This is a genomic window from Sphingorhabdus sp. (assembly GCF_046154385.1).
Lineage (GTDB): Bacteria > Pseudomonadota > Alphaproteobacteria > Sphingomonadales > Sphingomonadaceae > Sphingorhabdus_B.
In genome coordinates this window covers 50195-68334 of the sequence record NZ_JBJXFW010000008.1, presented here as the reverse complement: position 1 = coordinate 68334, position 18140 = coordinate 50195, and the positions used below count along the sequence as shown (strand labels likewise).

At 52.1% G+C, this 18140-nt stretch carries 14 protein-coding genes and 2 tRNA genes; 6 read left to right on the top strand and 10 right to left on the bottom strand.

Annotation, left to right across the window (positions count from 1 at the left end):
• Positions 1 to 12 precede the first annotated feature (12 nt).
• The 4 genes from ACKVOS_RS01835 to ACKVOS_RS01820 all read left to right on the top strand — a co-directional run bounded on the left by ACKVOS_RS01835 (position 13) and on the right by ACKVOS_RS01820 (position 3456).
• Positions 13 to 1176, top strand: a complete 1164-nt coding sequence (locus tag ACKVOS_RS01835; RefSeq protein WP_409210317.1) for a glycosyltransferase family 4 protein — start codon at positions 13 to 15, stop codon at positions 1174 to 1176.
• Positions 1176 to 2483, top strand: a complete 1308-nt coding sequence (locus ACKVOS_RS01830) for a replication-associated recombination protein A (protein ID WP_409210316.1) — start codon at positions 1176 to 1178, stop codon at positions 2481 to 2483. Before ACKVOS_RS01835 ends, ACKVOS_RS01830 begins: the two co-directional genes overlap by 1 nt.
• 21 nt (positions 2484 to 2504) lie before the next feature.
• The gene (locus ACKVOS_RS01825) at positions 2505 to 3359 is read left to right on the top strand and encodes a hypothetical protein (RefSeq protein ID WP_409210315.1); all 855 of its coding nucleotides are present in this window, start codon (positions 2505 to 2507) and stop codon (positions 3357 to 3359) included.
• A gap of 21 nt (positions 3360 to 3380) precedes the next feature.
• Positions 3381 to 3456: transfer RNA gene (locus ACKVOS_RS01820), tRNA-Thr, on the top strand.
• Positions 3457 to 3462: 6 nt separating this feature from the next.
• Here the strand turns inward: ACKVOS_RS01820 and ACKVOS_RS01815 are convergent.
• The gene (locus ACKVOS_RS01815) at positions 3463 to 3594 is read right to left on the bottom strand and encodes a DUF2256 domain-containing protein (protein WP_409210314.1); all 132 of its coding nucleotides are present in this window, start codon (positions 3592 to 3594) and stop codon (positions 3463 to 3465) included.
• A 237-nt stretch (positions 3595 to 3831) separates the two neighbouring features.
• On the opposite strand from ACKVOS_RS01815, the gene ACKVOS_RS01810 reads away from it, so the two are divergent.
• Positions 3832 to 6372 carry a TonB-dependent receptor gene (locus ACKVOS_RS01810; RefSeq protein ID WP_409210313.1) on the top strand — a complete coding sequence of 847 codons (2541 nt, stop codon included), beginning with the start codon at positions 3832 to 3834 and terminating at the stop codon, positions 6370 to 6372.
• A gap of 168 nt (positions 6373 to 6540) precedes the next feature.
• Here ACKVOS_RS01810 and ACKVOS_RS01805 read toward each other — a convergent pair.
• The 5 genes from ACKVOS_RS01805 to infA all read right to left on the bottom strand — a co-directional run bounded on the left by ACKVOS_RS01805 (position 6541) and on the right by infA (position 8641).
• A tRNA-Phe gene (locus ACKVOS_RS01805) sits at positions 6541 to 6615 on the bottom strand.
• Between the two features lie 67 nt (positions 6616 to 6682).
• The gene (locus tag ACKVOS_RS01800; protein WP_409210312.1) at positions 6683 to 6862 is read right to left on the bottom strand and encodes a DNA gyrase inhibitor YacG; all 180 of its coding nucleotides are present in this window, start codon (positions 6860 to 6862) and stop codon (positions 6683 to 6685) included.
• Positions 6846 to 7835 carry a ribonuclease E/G gene (locus ACKVOS_RS01795; RefSeq protein WP_409210311.1) on the bottom strand — a complete coding sequence of 330 codons (990 nt, stop codon included), beginning with the start codon at positions 7833 to 7835 and terminating at the stop codon, positions 6846 to 6848. Before ACKVOS_RS01795 ends, ACKVOS_RS01800 begins: the two co-directional genes overlap by 17 nt.
• Positions 7828 to 8403: a Maf family protein gene (locus ACKVOS_RS01790; protein ID WP_409210443.1), complete on the bottom strand. Its 576-nt coding sequence runs from the start codon at positions 8401 to 8403 to the stop codon at positions 7828 to 7830. Before ACKVOS_RS01790 ends, ACKVOS_RS01795 begins: the two co-directional genes overlap by 8 nt.
• Positions 8404 to 8422: 19 nt before the next feature.
• A complete protein-coding gene (gene infA, locus ACKVOS_RS01785) occupies positions 8423 to 8641 on the bottom strand; it encodes a translation initiation factor IF-1 (RefSeq protein WP_125230427.1) in 219 nt (72 codons plus the stop codon).
• Between the two features lie 184 nt (positions 8642 to 8825).
• On the opposite strand from infA, the gene ACKVOS_RS01780 reads away from it, so the two are divergent.
• Positions 8826 to 11492: a hypothetical protein gene (locus tag ACKVOS_RS01780; protein WP_409210310.1), complete on the top strand. Its 2667-nt coding sequence runs from the start codon at positions 8826 to 8828 to the stop codon at positions 11490 to 11492.
• 6 nt (positions 11493 to 11498) lie between these two features.
• Here the strand turns inward: ACKVOS_RS01780 and ACKVOS_RS01775 are convergent, their stop codons facing one another.
• The 4 genes from ACKVOS_RS01775 to ACKVOS_RS01760 form a co-directional block, all read right to left on the bottom strand.
• Positions 11499 to 12338, bottom strand: a complete 840-nt coding sequence (locus ACKVOS_RS01775; protein WP_409210309.1) for a transcriptional regulator — start codon at positions 12336 to 12338, stop codon at positions 11499 to 11501.
• On the bottom strand, positions 12335 to 13513 hold the full coding sequence (locus ACKVOS_RS01770; protein WP_409210308.1) for a GNAT family N-acetyltransferase: 1179 nt from the start codon (positions 13511 to 13513) through the stop codon (positions 12335 to 12337). Before ACKVOS_RS01770 ends, ACKVOS_RS01775 begins: the two co-directional genes overlap by 4 nt.
• A 134-nt stretch (positions 13514 to 13647) precedes the next feature.
• Complete coding sequence (locus ACKVOS_RS01765; protein ID WP_409210307.1) at positions 13648 to 15762, bottom strand: alpha/beta hydrolase family protein; 2115 nt, start codon at positions 15760 to 15762, stop codon at positions 13648 to 13650.
• A 169-nt stretch (positions 15763 to 15931) separates the two neighbouring features.
• On the bottom strand, positions 15932 to 18028 hold the full coding sequence (locus ACKVOS_RS01760) for a sodium-translocating pyrophosphatase (RefSeq protein WP_409210306.1): 2097 nt from the start codon (positions 18026 to 18028) through the stop codon (positions 15932 to 15934).
• Between the last annotated feature and the right edge of the window lie 112 nt (positions 18029 to 18140).

Sequence of the window (18140 nt, the reverse complement as noted above, 5' to 3'; positions counted from 1 at the left end):
AAAAGCGTGCCCATGCAAACCAGCGATCTTCGCATTGCCCTGTTCAGCGGCAATTATAATTATGTGCGGGACGGCGCAAATCAGGCGTTAAACCGGCTTGTCGGCTATTTATTGCGGCAAGGCGCATCCGTTCGCGTCTATTCCCCAACCATCAACAAACCGGCATTTCCGCCCACCGGCGACTTGGTCAGCGTTCCTTCCATGGCTATTCCCAATCGCCCGGAATACCGCATTCCGTTATCTTTATCGCGCAAAGTAAAACAGGACCTGGAGGCTTTTGGTCCGAATGTGGTCCACATCTCAAGCCCGGACCGCGTTGCACGGCAGGCTGCCAGTTGGGCAAGAAAGCGAAACCTGCCCGTACTGTGTTCGGTTCACACACGATTTGAGACGTATTTTCGTTATTATAACATGTCGTTCGTAGAACCGCTGGTCGAAGCATGGCTTCGCAAGCTTTACCGGAAATGCGATGCTCTGGTTGCGCCATCGGAGAGCTTTGCCCAGGTTTTGCGCGAACAGCGGATGAATTATGACATCGACATCTGGTCCCGCGGGGTCGACCGCGACATTTTCAACCCGCAACGCCGGGATATGGATTGGCGAAGGTTGCACGGGTTGACCGATGAAAGTCCCGTGATTGGATTTCTTGGCCGTCTGGTCATGGAAAAGGGCCTTGATGTCTTCTCCGATGCCATTGACCAGCTTCGTCGACGTGAAGTAGCGCATCAGGTGATGGTTATCGGTGAAGGCCCGGCCCGCAGCTGGTTTGAAAGCCGGTTGCCACATGCGCGCTTTGTCGGTTTCCAGGGCGGGAATGATCTTGGCCGGGCGGTGGCCAGCATGGATTTGCTCTTCAACCCCAGCATCACCGAGACATTTGGCAATGTCACGTTGGAGGCTATGGCGTGCGGCCTTCCGGTAGTTGCCGCAAAAGCTACAGGTAGCCAGAGTTTGGTGGAAGACAAGGTTTCCGGTCGCTTGATAACGCCCGGTGCAATCAACCAGTTCGCCGACGTTCTGCAGAATTATTGCACACAATCAGACCTGCGTCATCAACATGGCCAAGCGGGGGAAATGCGTTCGCTTAATTATAGCTGGGATGCGATCAATCAGACGGTTGCCGATACCTATATCCGCCTAATCCGTCAGCGCGCGGCCCGAACGATGGCCGCTTGATGTCAGATCTGTTCGGCGCACCTGAAGTGTCAAAACATGTTCCGGCAAATGGTCCGCTTGCCGACCGGCTGCGGCCCGCGAAACTCTCCGAAATTATCGGTCAGGAACATTTGACAGGTCCGCACGGGGCGATCGGGCGAATGGTGGCGGCGGGCAAGTTATCGTCGATGATCCTATGGGGACCACCGGGGACCGGAAAAACAAGTATCGCCCGGTTGCTCGCCGACGCCGTAGATATGCATTACAAAGCGATATCGGCCGTGTTTTCGGGTGTCGCTGATCTTAAAAAGGCTTTTGCAGAAGCTGAAACTATCGCGCGAACAGGCAAGAAGACCTTGCTGTTTGTAGACGAGATACATCGTTTCAACCGCGCCCAGCAGGATGGTTTCCTTCCCTTTGTCGAAAGCGGCGTAGTCACGCTGATCGGGGCCACCACGGAAAACCCGTCCTTTGAATTAAATGCTGCATTATTGTCCCGCTCTCAGGTGATGATATTGCACCGGCTTAATGAAGCCGCGCTCGACACACTGCTCACAAGGGCCGAAGAGATCGAGCAACGCGCGCTGCCGGTAACGCAAGAGGCGCGAACCGCTTTGGTAACAAGTGCCGACGGCGACGGACGGTTTTTGCTCAATCAAGCCGAAACCCTGTTTTCGATTACAATTGAAAAGCCGCTTGATCCTGCGGCGATGGCCATGCTGCTACAACGGCGGATGCCGGTCTATGATAAAGACCGCGAAGGGCATTATAACCTGATTTCTGCCCTGCATAAAAGCTTGCGCGGATCCGACCCGCAGGCTGCCCTATACTGGATGGCACGAATGCTGGTTGCGGGTGAAGAACCGCTTTATGTCCTTCGCCGACTTGTCCGTTTCGCAAGCGAAGATGTCGGTCTGGCCGACCCGCAGGCGCTGGTTCAGTGCCTGGCTGCCAAGACGGCATATGAGTTTCTGGGTAGCCCGGAAGGTGAGCTCGCAATCGTTCAGGCTTGCTTGTATTTGGCCACAGCCCCCAAATCCAACGCGACTTATAAGGCTCAGAAATCCGCTTGGAAAATGGCGCGCGAAACCGGCTCCCTGATGCCGCCGGCACATATTCTCAATGCGCCGACCAAGCTGATGAAGGATATTGGCTATGGCAAGGGATATGCCTATGATCATGATGCCGACGATGGATTTTCGGGTGCAAATTACTGGCCCGACGAATTGTCACCTGCCAAGCTCTATCAACCTGTTGATCGGGGTTTTGAACATAAGATAGCCGAGCGCCTGCTGCATTGGGAAAAGCTGCGAACCAATCGTGCATAAACATCGGCTTTGCACGACTATATGACGCGCCAATTCTCTCGGTTTGCGTGCGTGGACTGGTCAGGTGCGAAGGGCAGCCGGCATAAGGGTATCGCGCTTGCTGTCTGTGAACCCGGCACGTCAGCGCCGCAATTGATAATCCCCAAAGGTGGCATATGGTCACGACAAGACGTGGCCGATTGGGTGCTGGCGCAGCAGGATGATGTGCTGATCGGATTCGACTTCAGTTTTGCGCCGCCATTCATCGAACGCGGGAGCTTTCTGCCTGGCGATGATGTGCCGGACACTGCGCGTGCGTTTTGGGCTTATGTCGATGCCCAATGCAAGGATGAAGATCTGGGTGCAGCATCCTTGTTGGAACATCGGCATCGCCGCCATTTCTATTTCGGTGCAGCGGACGGGCGGAAAGCAGATTTTATGCATTTGCGCAGATGTGAAGCGCTCTATAACGCCAAAGGCGGAGGCAAGCCTTCAACAATTTATGACGCCATCGGTGCAGCGCAAGTGGCCAAAGCAAGTTTCGCCGGTATGCGTTTATTGCATTATGTTGGCCAAGCTTTGCCGATTTGGCCCTTCGACAACCTTTCCAACTCTGGTCCACAGATAATTGAGATTTATACGCAAATTGCGGCGCGGGCGTCGGGTATGCGTAAGGGCAGGAGCAAAATTCGCGACGCATTTGCTCTCGATACTGCCCTGGCAAATGTTGATTCATTGCCGCATGATCCGCTAGACCGCTATACCGACCATGCCACCGACGCTATTTTAACAGCCGCATGGCTCCGAAATATCGCTGAAAATCCAACATTCTGGGCGCCACCCAAATTAAATTTGGCAATTGCCTCAACAGAGGGCTGGACCTTTGGCGTCATTTGACGCTATGGGCGCCAACAACGTGCCGGCTTAGCTCAGTTGGTAGAGCACCTGATTTGTAATCAGGGGGTCACGAGTTCGAACCTTGTAGCCGGCACCACTTTTCCTATCTGCTTCTTCGACAACGGTCGGAACAGTAACGGACGTGCTCCCAGTCCTTCGCCCATTTCTTTCGCCATGCGAACGGTTTTTCGCACGCCGCGCAGATTTTTGACGGAAGTTCCGACTTCTTAACCATTTTTGGCACAATAAAGGTCCGTTCAGAATTTGCGGATTAAGGGCACCGTATCATTTTTATCGCACATTTGAGTATATTTACGCTTTGCAAACTATCCAATTGCTGCGCCGCATTTGTGGCGTTATTGAAATTGCAAAGCTTCTTGGAAGGTCAACGGCCTGCCGGGAAGCGATAAAATAATAATATCCCCATGAAAAACCGGAACACCGGTACAAAAGCTACAACAGGAGAGAGTTTATGAATTTGGCAAATCGGTTGATGAAAGCATCCATGCTATCGACTATTAGCATCGCCTCACTCGGCATGGGAACCATTGCATATGCACAAGATGCAACCCCGCAATCGGAAGAAGCGGCCGCTGACGAAAACGTCATTATCGTAACCGCAACAAAGCGCGAGCAGACGTTGCAGGAAATTCCGATTTCCGTTTCGGTTACATCGGGTGAGACCATTGAACAGGCTCAAATCCGTGACATTCTTGATCTAAAAACAGTTGTGCCTTCATTGCGCGTCAGCCAGCTGCAGAATTCTTCATCGTCGACATTCATTATCCGTGGTTTCGGCAATGGCGACAACAACTTCGGGATCGAACCATCGGTTGGTGTTTTCATTGATGGCGTTTTCCGTTCGCGCTCTGCGTCGTCTTTGAACGACCTTGCAAATGTGCAACGCATTGAGGTTCTGAACGGACCGCAATCGACTCTTTTCGGCAAGAACGCTTCTGCAGGCGTTATTTCAGTTATTACCCGTGAGCCACAATATGATTTTGGCGGCAGCGTCGAAGCAACTTATGGCAATTTCAATGCCTTCACCATCAAGGGCGATGTAACTGGCCCAATTAGCGAGAATATCGCGTTTTCGGTTGATGCCAGCTACAACCGCCGTGATGGATATGGCACGATCGTCAATCTGGATGAAGAAGTCTCCGATCGTAACCGCTGGACGGCACGCGGCCAATTGTTGATTGAGCCAACCGAAAGCCTGAAAATCCGTGCAATTTTGGATTATTCGCAAATTGACGAAATTTGTTGCGTCGTAAGCACGCTGGTCGCTGGACCGACTGCTCCCGCTGTATTTGGTGTCGGCGGCGCATTGAACACCGATTTCTTCAGCTACGACATTTTTCTGAACCGTCCGCCGGTCAACGAAGTCGACAATTATGGCGGCTCGGTGCAAGTTGATTGGGAATCCGGCCCGATTTCGGTCACTTCGATCAGCTCATATCGCGAACTGAAAAACTTTGTTGATCAGGATGTCGATTTCACCAGCGCGGATATCGTAAACGAAATTCGTGACCAACAGGTCGAAACCCTTACACAGGAAATACGCATCGCATCCGATTTTGACGGCCCGATCAATTTCTTGCTTGGCGGTTTCTATTTTGATGAATCGGTTACGCAAGACAGCTCGCTGACAGTTGGCGCAGCGGCGCGACCTTTCTTCTCCTTGCTGGCTGGCAATCCTGCCGTATTCAATGGCGTCGAAGCAGCACTTGGCCTTGCCCAAAACTCGATTTTCTCGCCTGGCTTGCTGACATCCGAAGCATATACGCTGGATAACCAGTCGTGGTCCGTATTCGGAACCGTTGACTTCGAACCACTAGATGGCCTCGTTTTCACCGGTGGCTTCAACTTCACCAAAGACAAAAAGGATTTCGCACTCAGCCAGACGTCGTTTGATGAACTGGGTCAAATCAATCTCGTTGATGCGTTCATCGGAATCGCAACAGCCGGTGCCGTCACGACCCGTGCCCAGTTTTTGGCATTACCTGCCGCAAACCAGGCCGCGTTGGCTGCCGCAGCGACATCGGCAGCTAATCCATTCCTCGGATTGGCCGCATTCCAGTTCCAGCCGCCGTTCCTCAATATTCCAAATGCTGTGGAAGATGGCCGGACACGCGATGATGATTTGAGCTACACATTGCGCGTTGCTTATGATGTGTCGGACAATATCAATGCATATTTCAGCTATGCCACGGGCTTCAAGGCCAGTTCGGTGAACCTGTCGCGTGATAGCCGTCCATCATCGACGGATTTCATTCGCGGCACTGGTGGTTCGAATTTCCTTGCGCCAGCATCAGCAATTCTGAATGCCGGTTTGGCCGTCCCCAATTTGTTGACTGGCTCGCGCTTTGCAGGGCCAGAGGACGCGGAAGTCTTCGAAATCGGTGTGAAAGCACAGTTCCCCGGATTGAGTGTCAACCTGGCTTTGTTTGACCAATCACTCAAGGGTTTCCAAAGCTTTTTGTTCACCGGCACAGGCTTCGGCCTCAGCAACGCTGAAGAACAATCGGTGCGTGGTTTTGAACTGGATGCCAAGATTAACCCAGCCAAGGGTTTGGCGTTTACATTCGCGATGACATATCTTGACCCCTTGTTCGACAGCTTTACCGCTGGACCGCTCGGCGATTTGAGTGGCGAACGGCCTGCCGGTATTCCTGAATACAGCATTTCGACTTCGGCAACTTACACCCATGAATTCGGTGGAAGTGGCAACCGTCTGATCACCCGCGTTGATTTCAACCATGAAAGCAACACACTGATCAATAACGGGCTGCCGACTTTTGGTGTGAATAACTTCAAACGTGAAGTTAATCTCGTGAATGCTTCAACGACCTTTTCGCTCAGCAACGGACTGGAACTTGGTCTATGGGCACGTAACTTGCTCGATGATAAATACATTCTGACTGTATTTGACGGCGTTGCACAAAGCCGAACGGTATCGGGCTATCCAAGCCAACCGCGGACTTATGGTGCGGTTGCCCGCTTCAAATTCTAAACACCCGAAAGGGTAAGCGAACAGGCTGGGGCAGCATTGCTGCTCCGGCTTTTTCTTTGAGGAGAAGAGGGGCAAGGGTCCGCACCCACCTACAGGGAAGTGGGTAAGGAAGGTTACCGGCGGTTAGGCCCATTACCGGAGGCTAGAAATTGGTTTAAGGAGGGAAAATGGTGCCCGAGGGCGGATTTGAACCACCGACACGCGGATTTTCAATCCGCTGCTCTACCCCTGAGCTACTCGGGCTACACGGCAAAAACCGTGTGGGAGCGCAGCCTATAGAGAGGCGATATACCCCTTGGCAAGCGCAAAATCAGTCTTGATCGAACCCTTCCATGCTATCTGCATATTCGGCAGGTGGGCCCGCCACACGATATCCTTCATCCAGCCATTTTAGCAGATCACGATCCTTGCAGCCCTGGCTACAAAATGGTCTGAAATCCGCGCTTTGCGGCATATGGCATAAAGGGCATTTATTAGCTTTGCGCGACATGAACATGTCCATAGCCGGTAATATTTTCACCGACAATAATCGTCATCGAAGCCCCGATCAGCCTCTCGCACTGCGTATGCAGCGCATTCCATTTGGGCGATCGCAAGATATTTGCGACGTCACTGTTTGTGGTGACGATCCGCGGACCAAAGCCGGTTGATGCGACGGCATTGCGATAAAGCCAAAGCGCCTGTGTTTCACTGGAAAGCGACGAAATGCGTGTTCCGAACATTATATCAAGTACAGATGGCCTTGGTCGCCCACGAACAACCTGCATCATGCCAAACCCGTTGACCGCACTACGTTCAAAGGCCCGTCCGTCATTCTGGGAAGCGACATCGAATATGTCGGCAATTTCTTGCCTTTTGTTTTTCGAATCGACCGCAACGAAATCAATAATAACCATTCCGCCGATCTGATAGAGCCGCAACAATCGGGCTATTTCCTGTGCGGCGATGCTATTGATGGCAGATGCATCCCCTATTCCATCGACATCAAATACAACGCCCGCTTTTGTGCGCTGAAAATAGACCGTGGCATCCCCAATCTTCGATGAACCTGCAACCGCAATGTCAAACGCATCACCAAAGGGCACAGATATTGGGGACTTCGCGTTCAGCGCGCCAAGTCGGGCATTCCATAGGCTTTCCGTATCGACTGCTTCTTCGCACAACGCCGTCACGCGGGCTTCGGCGGGCTTGACCCTACCAGGCTCCGATATGCTCTCTCGAATGATCTCATACCTGATTTGTGCACCATCTGGCTTATCGATCGTGCCACGGATCAGTATTTCAGTGCCATCTTCTGTGATAACATAAGACCCCGACGGCGATTTTCGTTCAATGCGACCCAAGCCAGCCTGCCCGAGAATAAGTTGCATATCACGTTGGATATGAATTTCTAAGATTTCGCCATCTACGACCAATGCCGCACGCCGTTCACCCGGCGCGTTGTCAATCCACAGATCAGTCAACCGGATACCCTGCCGCACGTAACAAAATTCGTGCTTCGTATAATGGTAAGCCTATTACGCCAGAATGGCTTCCCGCCATCCAGTCGATCAAGGCTTCCGCCCTACCCTGAATTGCATAGCCGCCTGCTTTACCAAGACCTTCGCCGCAGCCGATATAACTTTCTATCTCATCGTCGCCAAGACGTTTGAAACACACAATGCTGTCGCAAATGCGGCTCCGCATCCTGCCTTGGGTATCGATGACGGCCACGGCGCTCAAAACATGATGCCGCCTGCCGCTTAACAGTTTCAGAAAGCCGCGTTGCATGTCGGGATTCTCGGCCTGTTGCAAAATACGTCGTCCGACCGCCACCGTCGTATCACCGGCGATAACTATTTCATCGACACCACGCGTCACGGCAAGTGCCTTCTCCTCAGCCATCCGCAACGCGTATACGCGGGGAAGTTCCGCCTTTCGGGGACGCTCGTCGATATCAGGCGAGGCAATGCGGCCCGGCACAATGCCCAGACGCGCCAACAAGTCTCGCCGGCGAGGGCTGGAAGATGCCAAAACAAGTTCAGGGTCCAGACCCAAGGTCTGCGCCGTCTTACTTAAAGCGGTAAGTGATCCGGCCTTTGGTCAGATCATAAGGGGTCAGCTCGCACAAAACCTCATCACCCACCAGAACGCGGATGCGGTTTTTGCGCATTTTGCCTGCGGTATGGCCCAAAACTTCATGGCCATTTTCCAGCTCGACACGAAACATGGCGTTGGGCAGCAATTCACGCACTGTCCCGCGCATTTCGAGTAATTCTTCTTTTGCCATTCGGCCCCTTAAAATGCTTGAAAATCCAAAGTTGCTGCGCCCTTAGCTTGAATGCGTGCAAAAAGAAAGAGGCACCGCACAAAAGCTGTATTGCGACAAAATGTGACAAAGTTCATCTTTCACAGCTACTAAGATCGGATGCATAGCATTTCTGCCTCAATAAAAATTTGAGCTTCTCCCCACTATGACTTTCATCCGATTCAGTACGATCTTGCTCTCGACTTCTGCATTTCCAGCATTGGCATATGGCAATGCATTGCAGGTCGAAATTGTATCGAGCCAATTGACCGAAGAAATTGATCCGGAATCATCCGGCGAAATCATTGTAACGGCTGAACGCATCCGGGGTTCGGTTGACACGGATATCCCACCAGTTGAGGAATTGGGCGAAGCCGACATTGCGGCGGTCGGCGCCTCATCGCTGACCGATCTGGTGGCGGCGCTCGCACCACAAGTGAATTCAGGGCGTGGCCGGGGTGGCGGTCAGCCCGTCATTTTACTTAACGGGCAACGCATTTCCGGGTTTCGCGAGCTCCGCGATTTACCGTCGGAGGCAATCAAGCAAGTACAAATCTTCCCTGAAGAGGTGGCGCTAAAATATGGGTTTCGTCCGGACCAGCGTGTTCTCAATTTTATCTTGAAGGATAATTTTTCATCTTTTGCGGCCGAATTTGAACATGCCCAGCCCCAGGATGGCGGCCTTGGAAACAATGAGTTCGGAACAACATTGACCCAAATAGGCCGAAAAACCCGTTTCAATCTTGACCTTCAGATCGAACATTCAACGCAATTGACCGAAAACGAACGTAACCTGGTATTCGCCGACAATTCACTGTTGGCACTTGGCGGCAATGTAAGTGGGCTGACGAGCGGCGGAGAAATCTCACCGGCCCTATCCGCGCTGACGGGAAGAATTGTCACAGAAGCGGGAGTTCCGGTTAGCAATGGTAATCCTACGCTGGCGCAATTTGTAACAACAGCCGGTAATCGCAACAGCGGCGACATCAGCGAATTCCGATCGTTGTTACCGCGAACCGAGAGGCTCGAGGTCAATGGCACGTGGAGCTATTTGTTGGGGCCTCAGTCCATTATTTCGCTGAATGCCAATTACGCTCTGAACGACAGCACCGCATTATTAGGATTGCCCGGTGCAAGCTTCGTTTTGCCCGGTAGCAGCCCGTTTTCGCCCTTTGGCAATGATGTGACGATCAATCGGTTTTTCAATGCACCCAGGCCATTAGAACGCAAAATCGAAGCCCATAGTTTTCAAACCGGCGGTACGTTCAATCATCTCGTCAGTGGGTGGCGCTGGACTGTAACGGGCAATTTTTCGCGCACCGAGACCGATACGACTACCACCCACAGTATCGATTTTGCAACATCAAGAGCCGACGTTTTAGCTGGATCTGAAAATCCATTTTTGGAAAATTTTGGGTCAGATCTCGTTTTTCTGGCTCCTGACTTGGCCAATATCCGTATCCAGAATATCGACGCCCGTAGCACTATTGCCGGTGCGCCTTTTGCCCTGCCCGCTGGCGAGGTTCAGATGACATTTGCTTCAGGATTTTCCCGACAAATGCTGGACAGTGAAACGGTAAGGCTGGGATCGGAAACACAAGTATCGCTTCGCCGCAATATATTCGCCCATTCGGTCAATGCGGAATTTCCTCTGACGGCAAGTGATTTCGGAATAGGCCGCGCAATCGGCGAATGGGCCATCAACGGAAATATCGGCTTCAGCGATCTTTCCGATTTTGGTCGCTTGACCGAATATGGTGCTGGTCTGCGCTGGTCACCTTTCAAAAGCCTGACCTTTCAGGCTTCTATAACAGGAGATGAAAATGCGCCGGGCATTGGTCAACTTGGCAATCCGACCATTGTAACACCAAATGTCGCGACATTTGATTTCGTGACGGGACAAAGTCTCTTCGTTTCAATAGCCAGCGGTGGCAACCCGTTTTTGATTGGCGAAAAACGACGTGATTTCATCTTGAACGCAAATTGGAACCCGGATTTTGTTAAGGATCTTGGCATTCAACTAAGTTACTTCAATAACAATAGCCGGAATGCATCAGCCAATTTTCCCCTGTTAACGCCGGAGATCGAAGCCGCTTTTCCGGATCGTGTTACGCGCAACGGCGCGGGGCAATTGACAAGCATCGATCAACGTCCGGTCAACTTCGACCGGGAAGTGTCCCAACGTATTCGTTGGGGATTCAATATTTCAGGCGCAATTGGTCAACAACCGCAGGGTCGCGGTCCAATGGGGGGGGCGCCCGGTGCTGCTGGATCGCGTGGAGCCCCCCCGCCAAGCGCGAACAGCCCGCGCGGCGGCGGACGGGGTTTTGGTCCAGGCGGTGGAATGCCGAGCCGGTGGAACATCGCTCTTTATCATGTGTATCGAATTCAAGAAGAAATATTGATCCGCCCCGGAATCCCGGTGCTGGATCTGTTAAACGGGTCAGCGGTAACTGCGAACGGCGGAGCGTCAAGGCACGAGGTTGAATTGTCCGGCGGCGTGTTCCACAAAGGCTTCGGGCTAAGGCTGCAAGGTGCATATAGAAGCAGCACCACAGCGGATGGCTCCGGCCTTCCGGGTAGCACCGATTTGAGATTCGGCGATCTTGCCGCAATCAACGCGTTTTTCTTTATCAACTTCGATCAACAGGCGCGCATAATCAAGGCAGCGCCTTTCTTGAAAGGGAGCCGCATTGCGTTTCGTATCGAAAATATCCTGAACGATGTTATCGATGTACGTGATCAGAATGGGCAAGTTCCCTTGGGGTATCAACCCGCATATCTTGATCCGCGAGGGCGGGTATTTGAATTGAGCTTTCGCAAGAGATTTTGACCGATATCAGGAACGCAATTTCCTGATAATGCGCCAGGCTATGGCCTTGCCAGTATTTGTAGCGGGGAAACGTCCGGGTGCCTTGGGCTTCACGCCCAGTTTACGCAAAAGACCGTTGAATGCCCGCGCATCGGCCTCCGCAAAGCTCCAGTCGCTGCGCCAAGTGATGGACAAGGATATCGAAACGGCAGGCCCGTTTTTCACATGATGTGGTGCCATCACCGGAACAAACAGGCCCTGCCCCGCACGCAATGGCCACTGCGTCCCACCATGCGCCAATTCATCTTGCCAGACGAGGTTACGGTGGCCGCCGGTATGATAGCCTTCATGTGTCTGATCGGGGGCGTAAAGCGGATCGCCAGCGGGGAATTGGGTCATCACTTTTGAACCAGTCAATTGAAGCAAGATGTTATGTTCGGGATCGAAATGATAGGGTGTGACCGCATTGGGGCTGGATACGAAGATGAAGCCCTGCGGCATCAACATTTTACCCGTTTTTATTTCGATACAAGGCTTTAGTTCACCCAACAAATCCAGTAACAAGATCCTATATTCGGGAATTTGTTCGATATTTTTTAAAACGGCCCAACTACCACTGGTTTGGGCATTCCTGATCGTCTCACCGATAGTTAATCCATTTGCTTGCACATGATCCGGATCAATGCCCACGGGCAGATCGCCTTTGTTATACTCGATTGATTTTGTCGGTAAGCGCTCTCCTAGCTCGGCGAGGGCAGCTATCGTTAGGAGCGGATGATCGCGCAGATTATGGGAAACAATATGTGGTGTTTCAGGATAGGCATCGGCAAACTTCTCACGCGCGGCGGCGTCGAAAACAGAAGTCATGACACTTCGCCTGCGAGAGTTTTCTGTTCTTCGCCCGCAGTGCGACCGGCAACGCGCGCCAGCTCCGCCTTAAGGAAAGCGCCGAAAACCGATCGTCGGCCAAATCCACCAATCGCGATCGAATAACGACCAATTGACCGACGACCGGTCCAAATACTGTCTATCATAGGATGCCCCGGCGCGGCGCAGCTGTCACACCACATTATTTCGGGATTATCGAGCAGCGCCAGATTTTCGATTTGCAACAGAACCCCCGGAGAAAAACGGGCAAAATCTTCGTCAAACGCGGTTTTGAACGAGAAGCAGCCTGGGGCCGAAATAAAATTGACCAACATAGCCATCGGCTTACCATCCAAGCGCAAATCGAGCCGTTCAAGCTTGCCTAATGTCGCTGCTCCAATCACAGATTCTGTAAACAACGCGCGGGTTGACTCGAAACTTGCCAAGGCGGAACCATTCCGACCCTTCCACCCGCGGTTTTCAAGATCGAGAAACTCGCCAATCCATTCCGCCAAACCCACTTCACTGGCATCGCGCGCAAACGTCAGCCCACCGACTTCCGCCAGACGGTTTTTCTGTCGACGCAATTCTTTGCGTTTTTTGGGACGAACCGCCATTTCGTAATATAGTTGTGGAGACACACCATTTTCCAGAAGTGCTCTATCCGTTTGATGCACCAATCCGTAGTTTCTACGTTGATTAGCACATTGATCTTCCAATGAATTGGCGATTTCGCCACCTATCGTAATGCCGTTCACATGCAAAAACAGGGATTGTCCCGGTTTGGTATCCAGAACAGCAAATAACTCGCGCCAAAAATTATCCGCATATCCCGTGCGGATTAGCGGCGTTCCCAAAAAGGCATTGTGGTGAAGCCAATTTTGCACATGCGGAAGCGGCCAACGACCATATCGTTGATGCGTTGACAGAGGCATCAATCCGCATAGTTGATCGCCATCCCAAAGGGTAAAGATTTGTACCTGACCCGATGTATCGAACTGTTCCAAAGCCGGACGCAGGAACCAGCTTTCGCCAAAGATGTTCGGTTCGGAAACATTGCCAGCAAGGTCATTCCAGGCCGCGACAAAGCCACGGTCAAACGTCTCCCGCCAACCCGAAAGCCGCCGACCGATTGCCCCTGCCCTGTTGGCGGCATCAAGTGCCCGTGTCGCCATTTTGCCCCTTGCCCCGAACGTCAATGTTCGTCGTAACAGCAAGCAGCAAACAATTTGCTAATATGGTAATGAAAAAGGCCGTCCACTTTTCCTTGAAAAGCAAGACGGCCTTATCCGAACTTGAATAACACAGCTTATTTGGAAGCCAATGTCATCGAAACGGGCGGAGCTTTGTCAGGGTCGGTCGACACATAGGCCGGATTGAAGCGTTCTGCCCAAGCTTCGGCTTCTTTCAACCATTCAATATGTACATCTTCATAAGGAAGATTGTGGGTTCCTTTAGGTTGTTCGACATATTTGAAATCCACACCCTCTTTCTTGCCAGAACTTTTCAAACGCGACACCAGGGTTCGCGATTGTTCGATGGGAATACGCGCATCGCGTAAACCGGCAACAATCAGGATCGGTGACCACGGACCATCGGTATTTCGTGCAGAAGAAATCCCGATCAAATCGTTGCTTGTAGCCTGGAAATTGGCGCCAAAATCACCGAAGGCGCGGGTGTCATATGCTTTCATCATGGGGAAGTCATATACCCCGGCACCTGCGATCGCACATTTCCATTTATCCGGATCCCGCTGAGCACCGCGCGCCGTGGCATAACCTCCATAGGACCATCCCATGATGCACGCACGTTTGGGGTCAACCAGACCCGATTGACCGAACCATGTCAGGACATCATTCAGGTCATCTTGCATCCGCAAACCATAGCCATCCGGCTTGCGACCTTCTTTTACAAACTCTTTGCCATAGCCACCCGACCCACGATAATTGGGCTGAATAACGACATAGCCCAATTCGGCCATCGATTGATGCCAGGGGAAAAAGCCAAATTCTTCCTGATCCCGTACCCCGAATGGGCCGCCATGGGGCATGACGATGACGGGCAAATTCTTGCGGTGTGGACGATGCCGCGGATATGTCACAACCGCTTCAATTTCCATCCCGTCCGATGCCTTGTACCGGATTGACTCCATCGGATTCATTTCAAAATCTTTTAAGACAGGATGGTACCAACCGAGCAGATTCATATTTCCGGTTTCCGTATCGAATAGATAGAAACCGCCAGGTTCGTTCACTTTTGCTACGAACAGCAAGATTTTGGTATCGCCATCATTGGTCGAAACAATTTGCGCATTACCGCGTCCAAAATCATCATCCATCAGTTTCTGCACTTCGGCCAAACGCTGATCAAACCAGCGCACACGGTCTCTCGTGCTTGTATAGGCAACTCCTGCAAGCTGATTTCGCCCCTCATTCGGTATGAGATTTCCGACATCATATCCTTTGACGCCGAAAATTGGTTCTCCGACAATCTGCATGGATTTCAAATTAACCTTATAAACCTTGCGCAAGCCATCCTTGTTGCTCGTCGCATAGGCCATATCGGGTTCGTCAAGAAAGATGTCAGGGGTGATCTGAGCACCAGTAAATGTAGTATCCGCCTCATTCGAGACTGTCTTCATTGCGCTGTTCGCATCCGATCGATACATTAAACGTTGCTTGCCGCTATCGCCGTCGCCTCCAACACCGGCCCGAACAATGCCTTTGCCGTCCACCAACCAACTGCCCACCTCGACATTGGGCCGCATTATGATTTTGAACTTGCCGGTCCGAACGTCGACTTCAATAACTTCTGGATTGCTGCTATATTTGAAATCTTTCAGGACATCACGCTCTACAAGCAGTTTCTCATTTTCGTCATCGATAAATAGGATGTTCGCGCCGTCACCGCCTGCGCCATCCCAGGCCAACGGGCTCACCTTTTTCGTTTCAATGTCATAGGATACCAAGCGTCTAACGTCGGAGCGCGAACCGCCAAGAATTTCTCTGGACAAAACGGTGAAAACAATCGTTTTGTTTCCAACGAAGCGCCACGATCCGATTGTCCGGTCGCCTGCTTCGCGAAATTCTTCTGCCTGAGCAAAAAAGACTGGGGCGGAGCCTGGTTTGGTTACGTCGATATAACCAAGATTATCGACGCCATCTTTAGTCATCATCACCGCAATCTTGGAACCATCTGGCGATAGCACAGGTGACCGCATGAATGGCCGTTTGCCGAATACGGCGGTGTCAACTTTTCCACGCGGAGCTTTTACAACGATGGTGCGGCTATCGATATTTTCTTTTGCGGCCTGCGCCGCCGACAGCGCAGCGGAAACCGGAGCCTGTTGATTGTCCGCAATGGCCGCCGCCGGTGTAATCGAAATTGCGCTTACCAACAAAGCACTCAAAACTCTCATGTTCATCAAAATTGCTCCCCAGCAAAAAATGTATGCTGTGGGTTATACGTGCGATGCAATCTGACGCAAGCATGGGAAACTCATTTTACATATTTTTCAACGATTACATTTCAACCACAAAAAACCCCGCCGAAATCGCTTCCGGCAGGGTCCGATTTTTGCGGATAACCAATAGCTACATTCCGCCATGTGCCAATGCAGCAAGAAGCAAAAGCGCCACGATATTGGTAATCTTGATCATCGGGTTTACCGCCGGACCGGCAGTATCCTTATAAGGATCGCCCACTGTATCGCCGGTGACGGCTGCTTTATGGGCTTCGGAGCCCTTTCCGCCATGGTTGCCGTCTTCGATATATTTCTTGGCATTATCCCACGCACCACCGCCCGAGGTCATCGAGATAGCAACAAACAGGCCGCCTACAATTACGCCAAGCAAAAGCGCACCGAGAGCGGCAAAACCCTCGGCCTGTCCTGCGACAGCGGTGATGATGAAATATACTGCGATAGGTGTCAGTACAGGCAACAGCGAAGGAATGATCATTTCCTTGATCGCGGCTTTTGTTACGAGATCCACCGTCCGCGCATAGTTTGGCTTGGATGCGTAAGTCATGATGCCTGGGTCATTCGCAAACTGGTCACGAACATCTTTCACAACTTCACCAGCCGCACGGCCCACAGCGGTCATGCCCATCGAACCGAAAAGGTACGGCAGAAGCGCACCGAGCAACAGCCCGACGATGACATACGGGTTTTCGAGGCTGAAGTTGACCGTGAGTTCGGGGAAATACTCCCGAAGGTCGGCGGTGTAGCATGCGAACAATACCAATGCGGCCAGACCTGCCGAACCAATGGCATAGCCTTTGGTCACAGCCTTTGTCGTGTTGCCAACGGCGTCGAGTGCATCCGTCTTTTCACGGACCGATTCATCAAGACCCGCCATTTCGGCAATGCCGCCGGCATTGTCTGTTACCGGACCATAAGCATCAAGTGCGACAACCATACCCGCCAAGGCAAGCATTGCGGTTGCTGCAAAGGCAATACCAATGACGCCAGCAAGCTGGAATGCGATGATGATACCGGCGCAGATAACGATGGTCGGCATCGCAGTTGATTCGAGGCTGATCGCCAGGCCTTGAATAACATTGGTACCGTGTCCGGTTTCCGATGCCTTGGCAATCGAACGCACAGGACGATAATTGGTGCCGGTATAATATTCTGTAATCCAGATGATCAGACCCGTCACGACCAAACCGAGCAGCGAGCAATAAAACAGGGTGCGACCGGTAAATCCGCCCACGCTTGTTTCCATGCCACCTAATGCATAGCTGATTGCCCACCAGATTGCAGGCACCGAAAGCACAGCAGTTACAAGGAAACCCTTGTACATTGCGCCCATGATATTCTTTCCGCCGCCGAGACGGACGAAATAGGTGCCAATGATCGAGGTAATAACGCAAACGCCGCCGATCAGAAGCGGAAGGCTCATGAGGTTCATGAACAATGCGCTGTCGGTTACTCCTTTCACCAAAAGCGCGATCAGCACCATCGTAGCACCGACAGTCACAACATAAGTTTCGAAAAGATCGGCGGCCATACCAGCGCAGTCGCCGACATTGTCACCGACGTTATCGGCAATAACCGCTGGGTTGCGTGGATCGTCTTCCGGAATACCGGCTTCGACCTTGCCAACGAGATCAGCACCGACGTCTGCTGCTTTGGTGAAGATACCGCCGCCAAGACGCGCAAAGATCGATATCAGCGAAGCACCAAAAGCAAGCGCAACAAGCGCATCGATCACTTCACGGCTGTTCGGTGCAAGCATCGAGACATCGGTCAGATACCAGAAGAACACTGCGATTGCGAGAAGCGCCAGACCTGCCACCAGCAAGCCGGTAATCGCACCGGCGCGAAATGCCATCGTGAGACCCGCCTGAAGCCCCGTTTGCGCCGCGGCAGCAGTGCGGACGTTGGCTCGAACCGAAATGTTCATGCCGACATAGCCTGCAACGCCTGAAAGCACGGCACCGATTACGAAACCGATGGTCGGAATGACGCCAAGAAACAGCGCAACCAATATGGCAACCACAACACCAACAATGGCGATTGTGCGATATTGGCGCCCGAGATACGCTTGCGCACCTTCCTGAATGGCCGCAGCGATTTCCTGCATTTTTTCATTGCCAGCCGATGCGCTCAGCACCTGGCGGCTGGTTACAAAACCGTACACAACGGCAATTAACCCGCATAATATTGCGATTATTGTCAGAGACATAAATGTCCTCCCCCCTTTGATTTTGCTATTACAGCATAAAATGGCATCTTCCTCCCGAAAGATGCAAGCTTGAAGGGTATAGGGCGGTGATAAGCGTCAACGCAACCCTTAA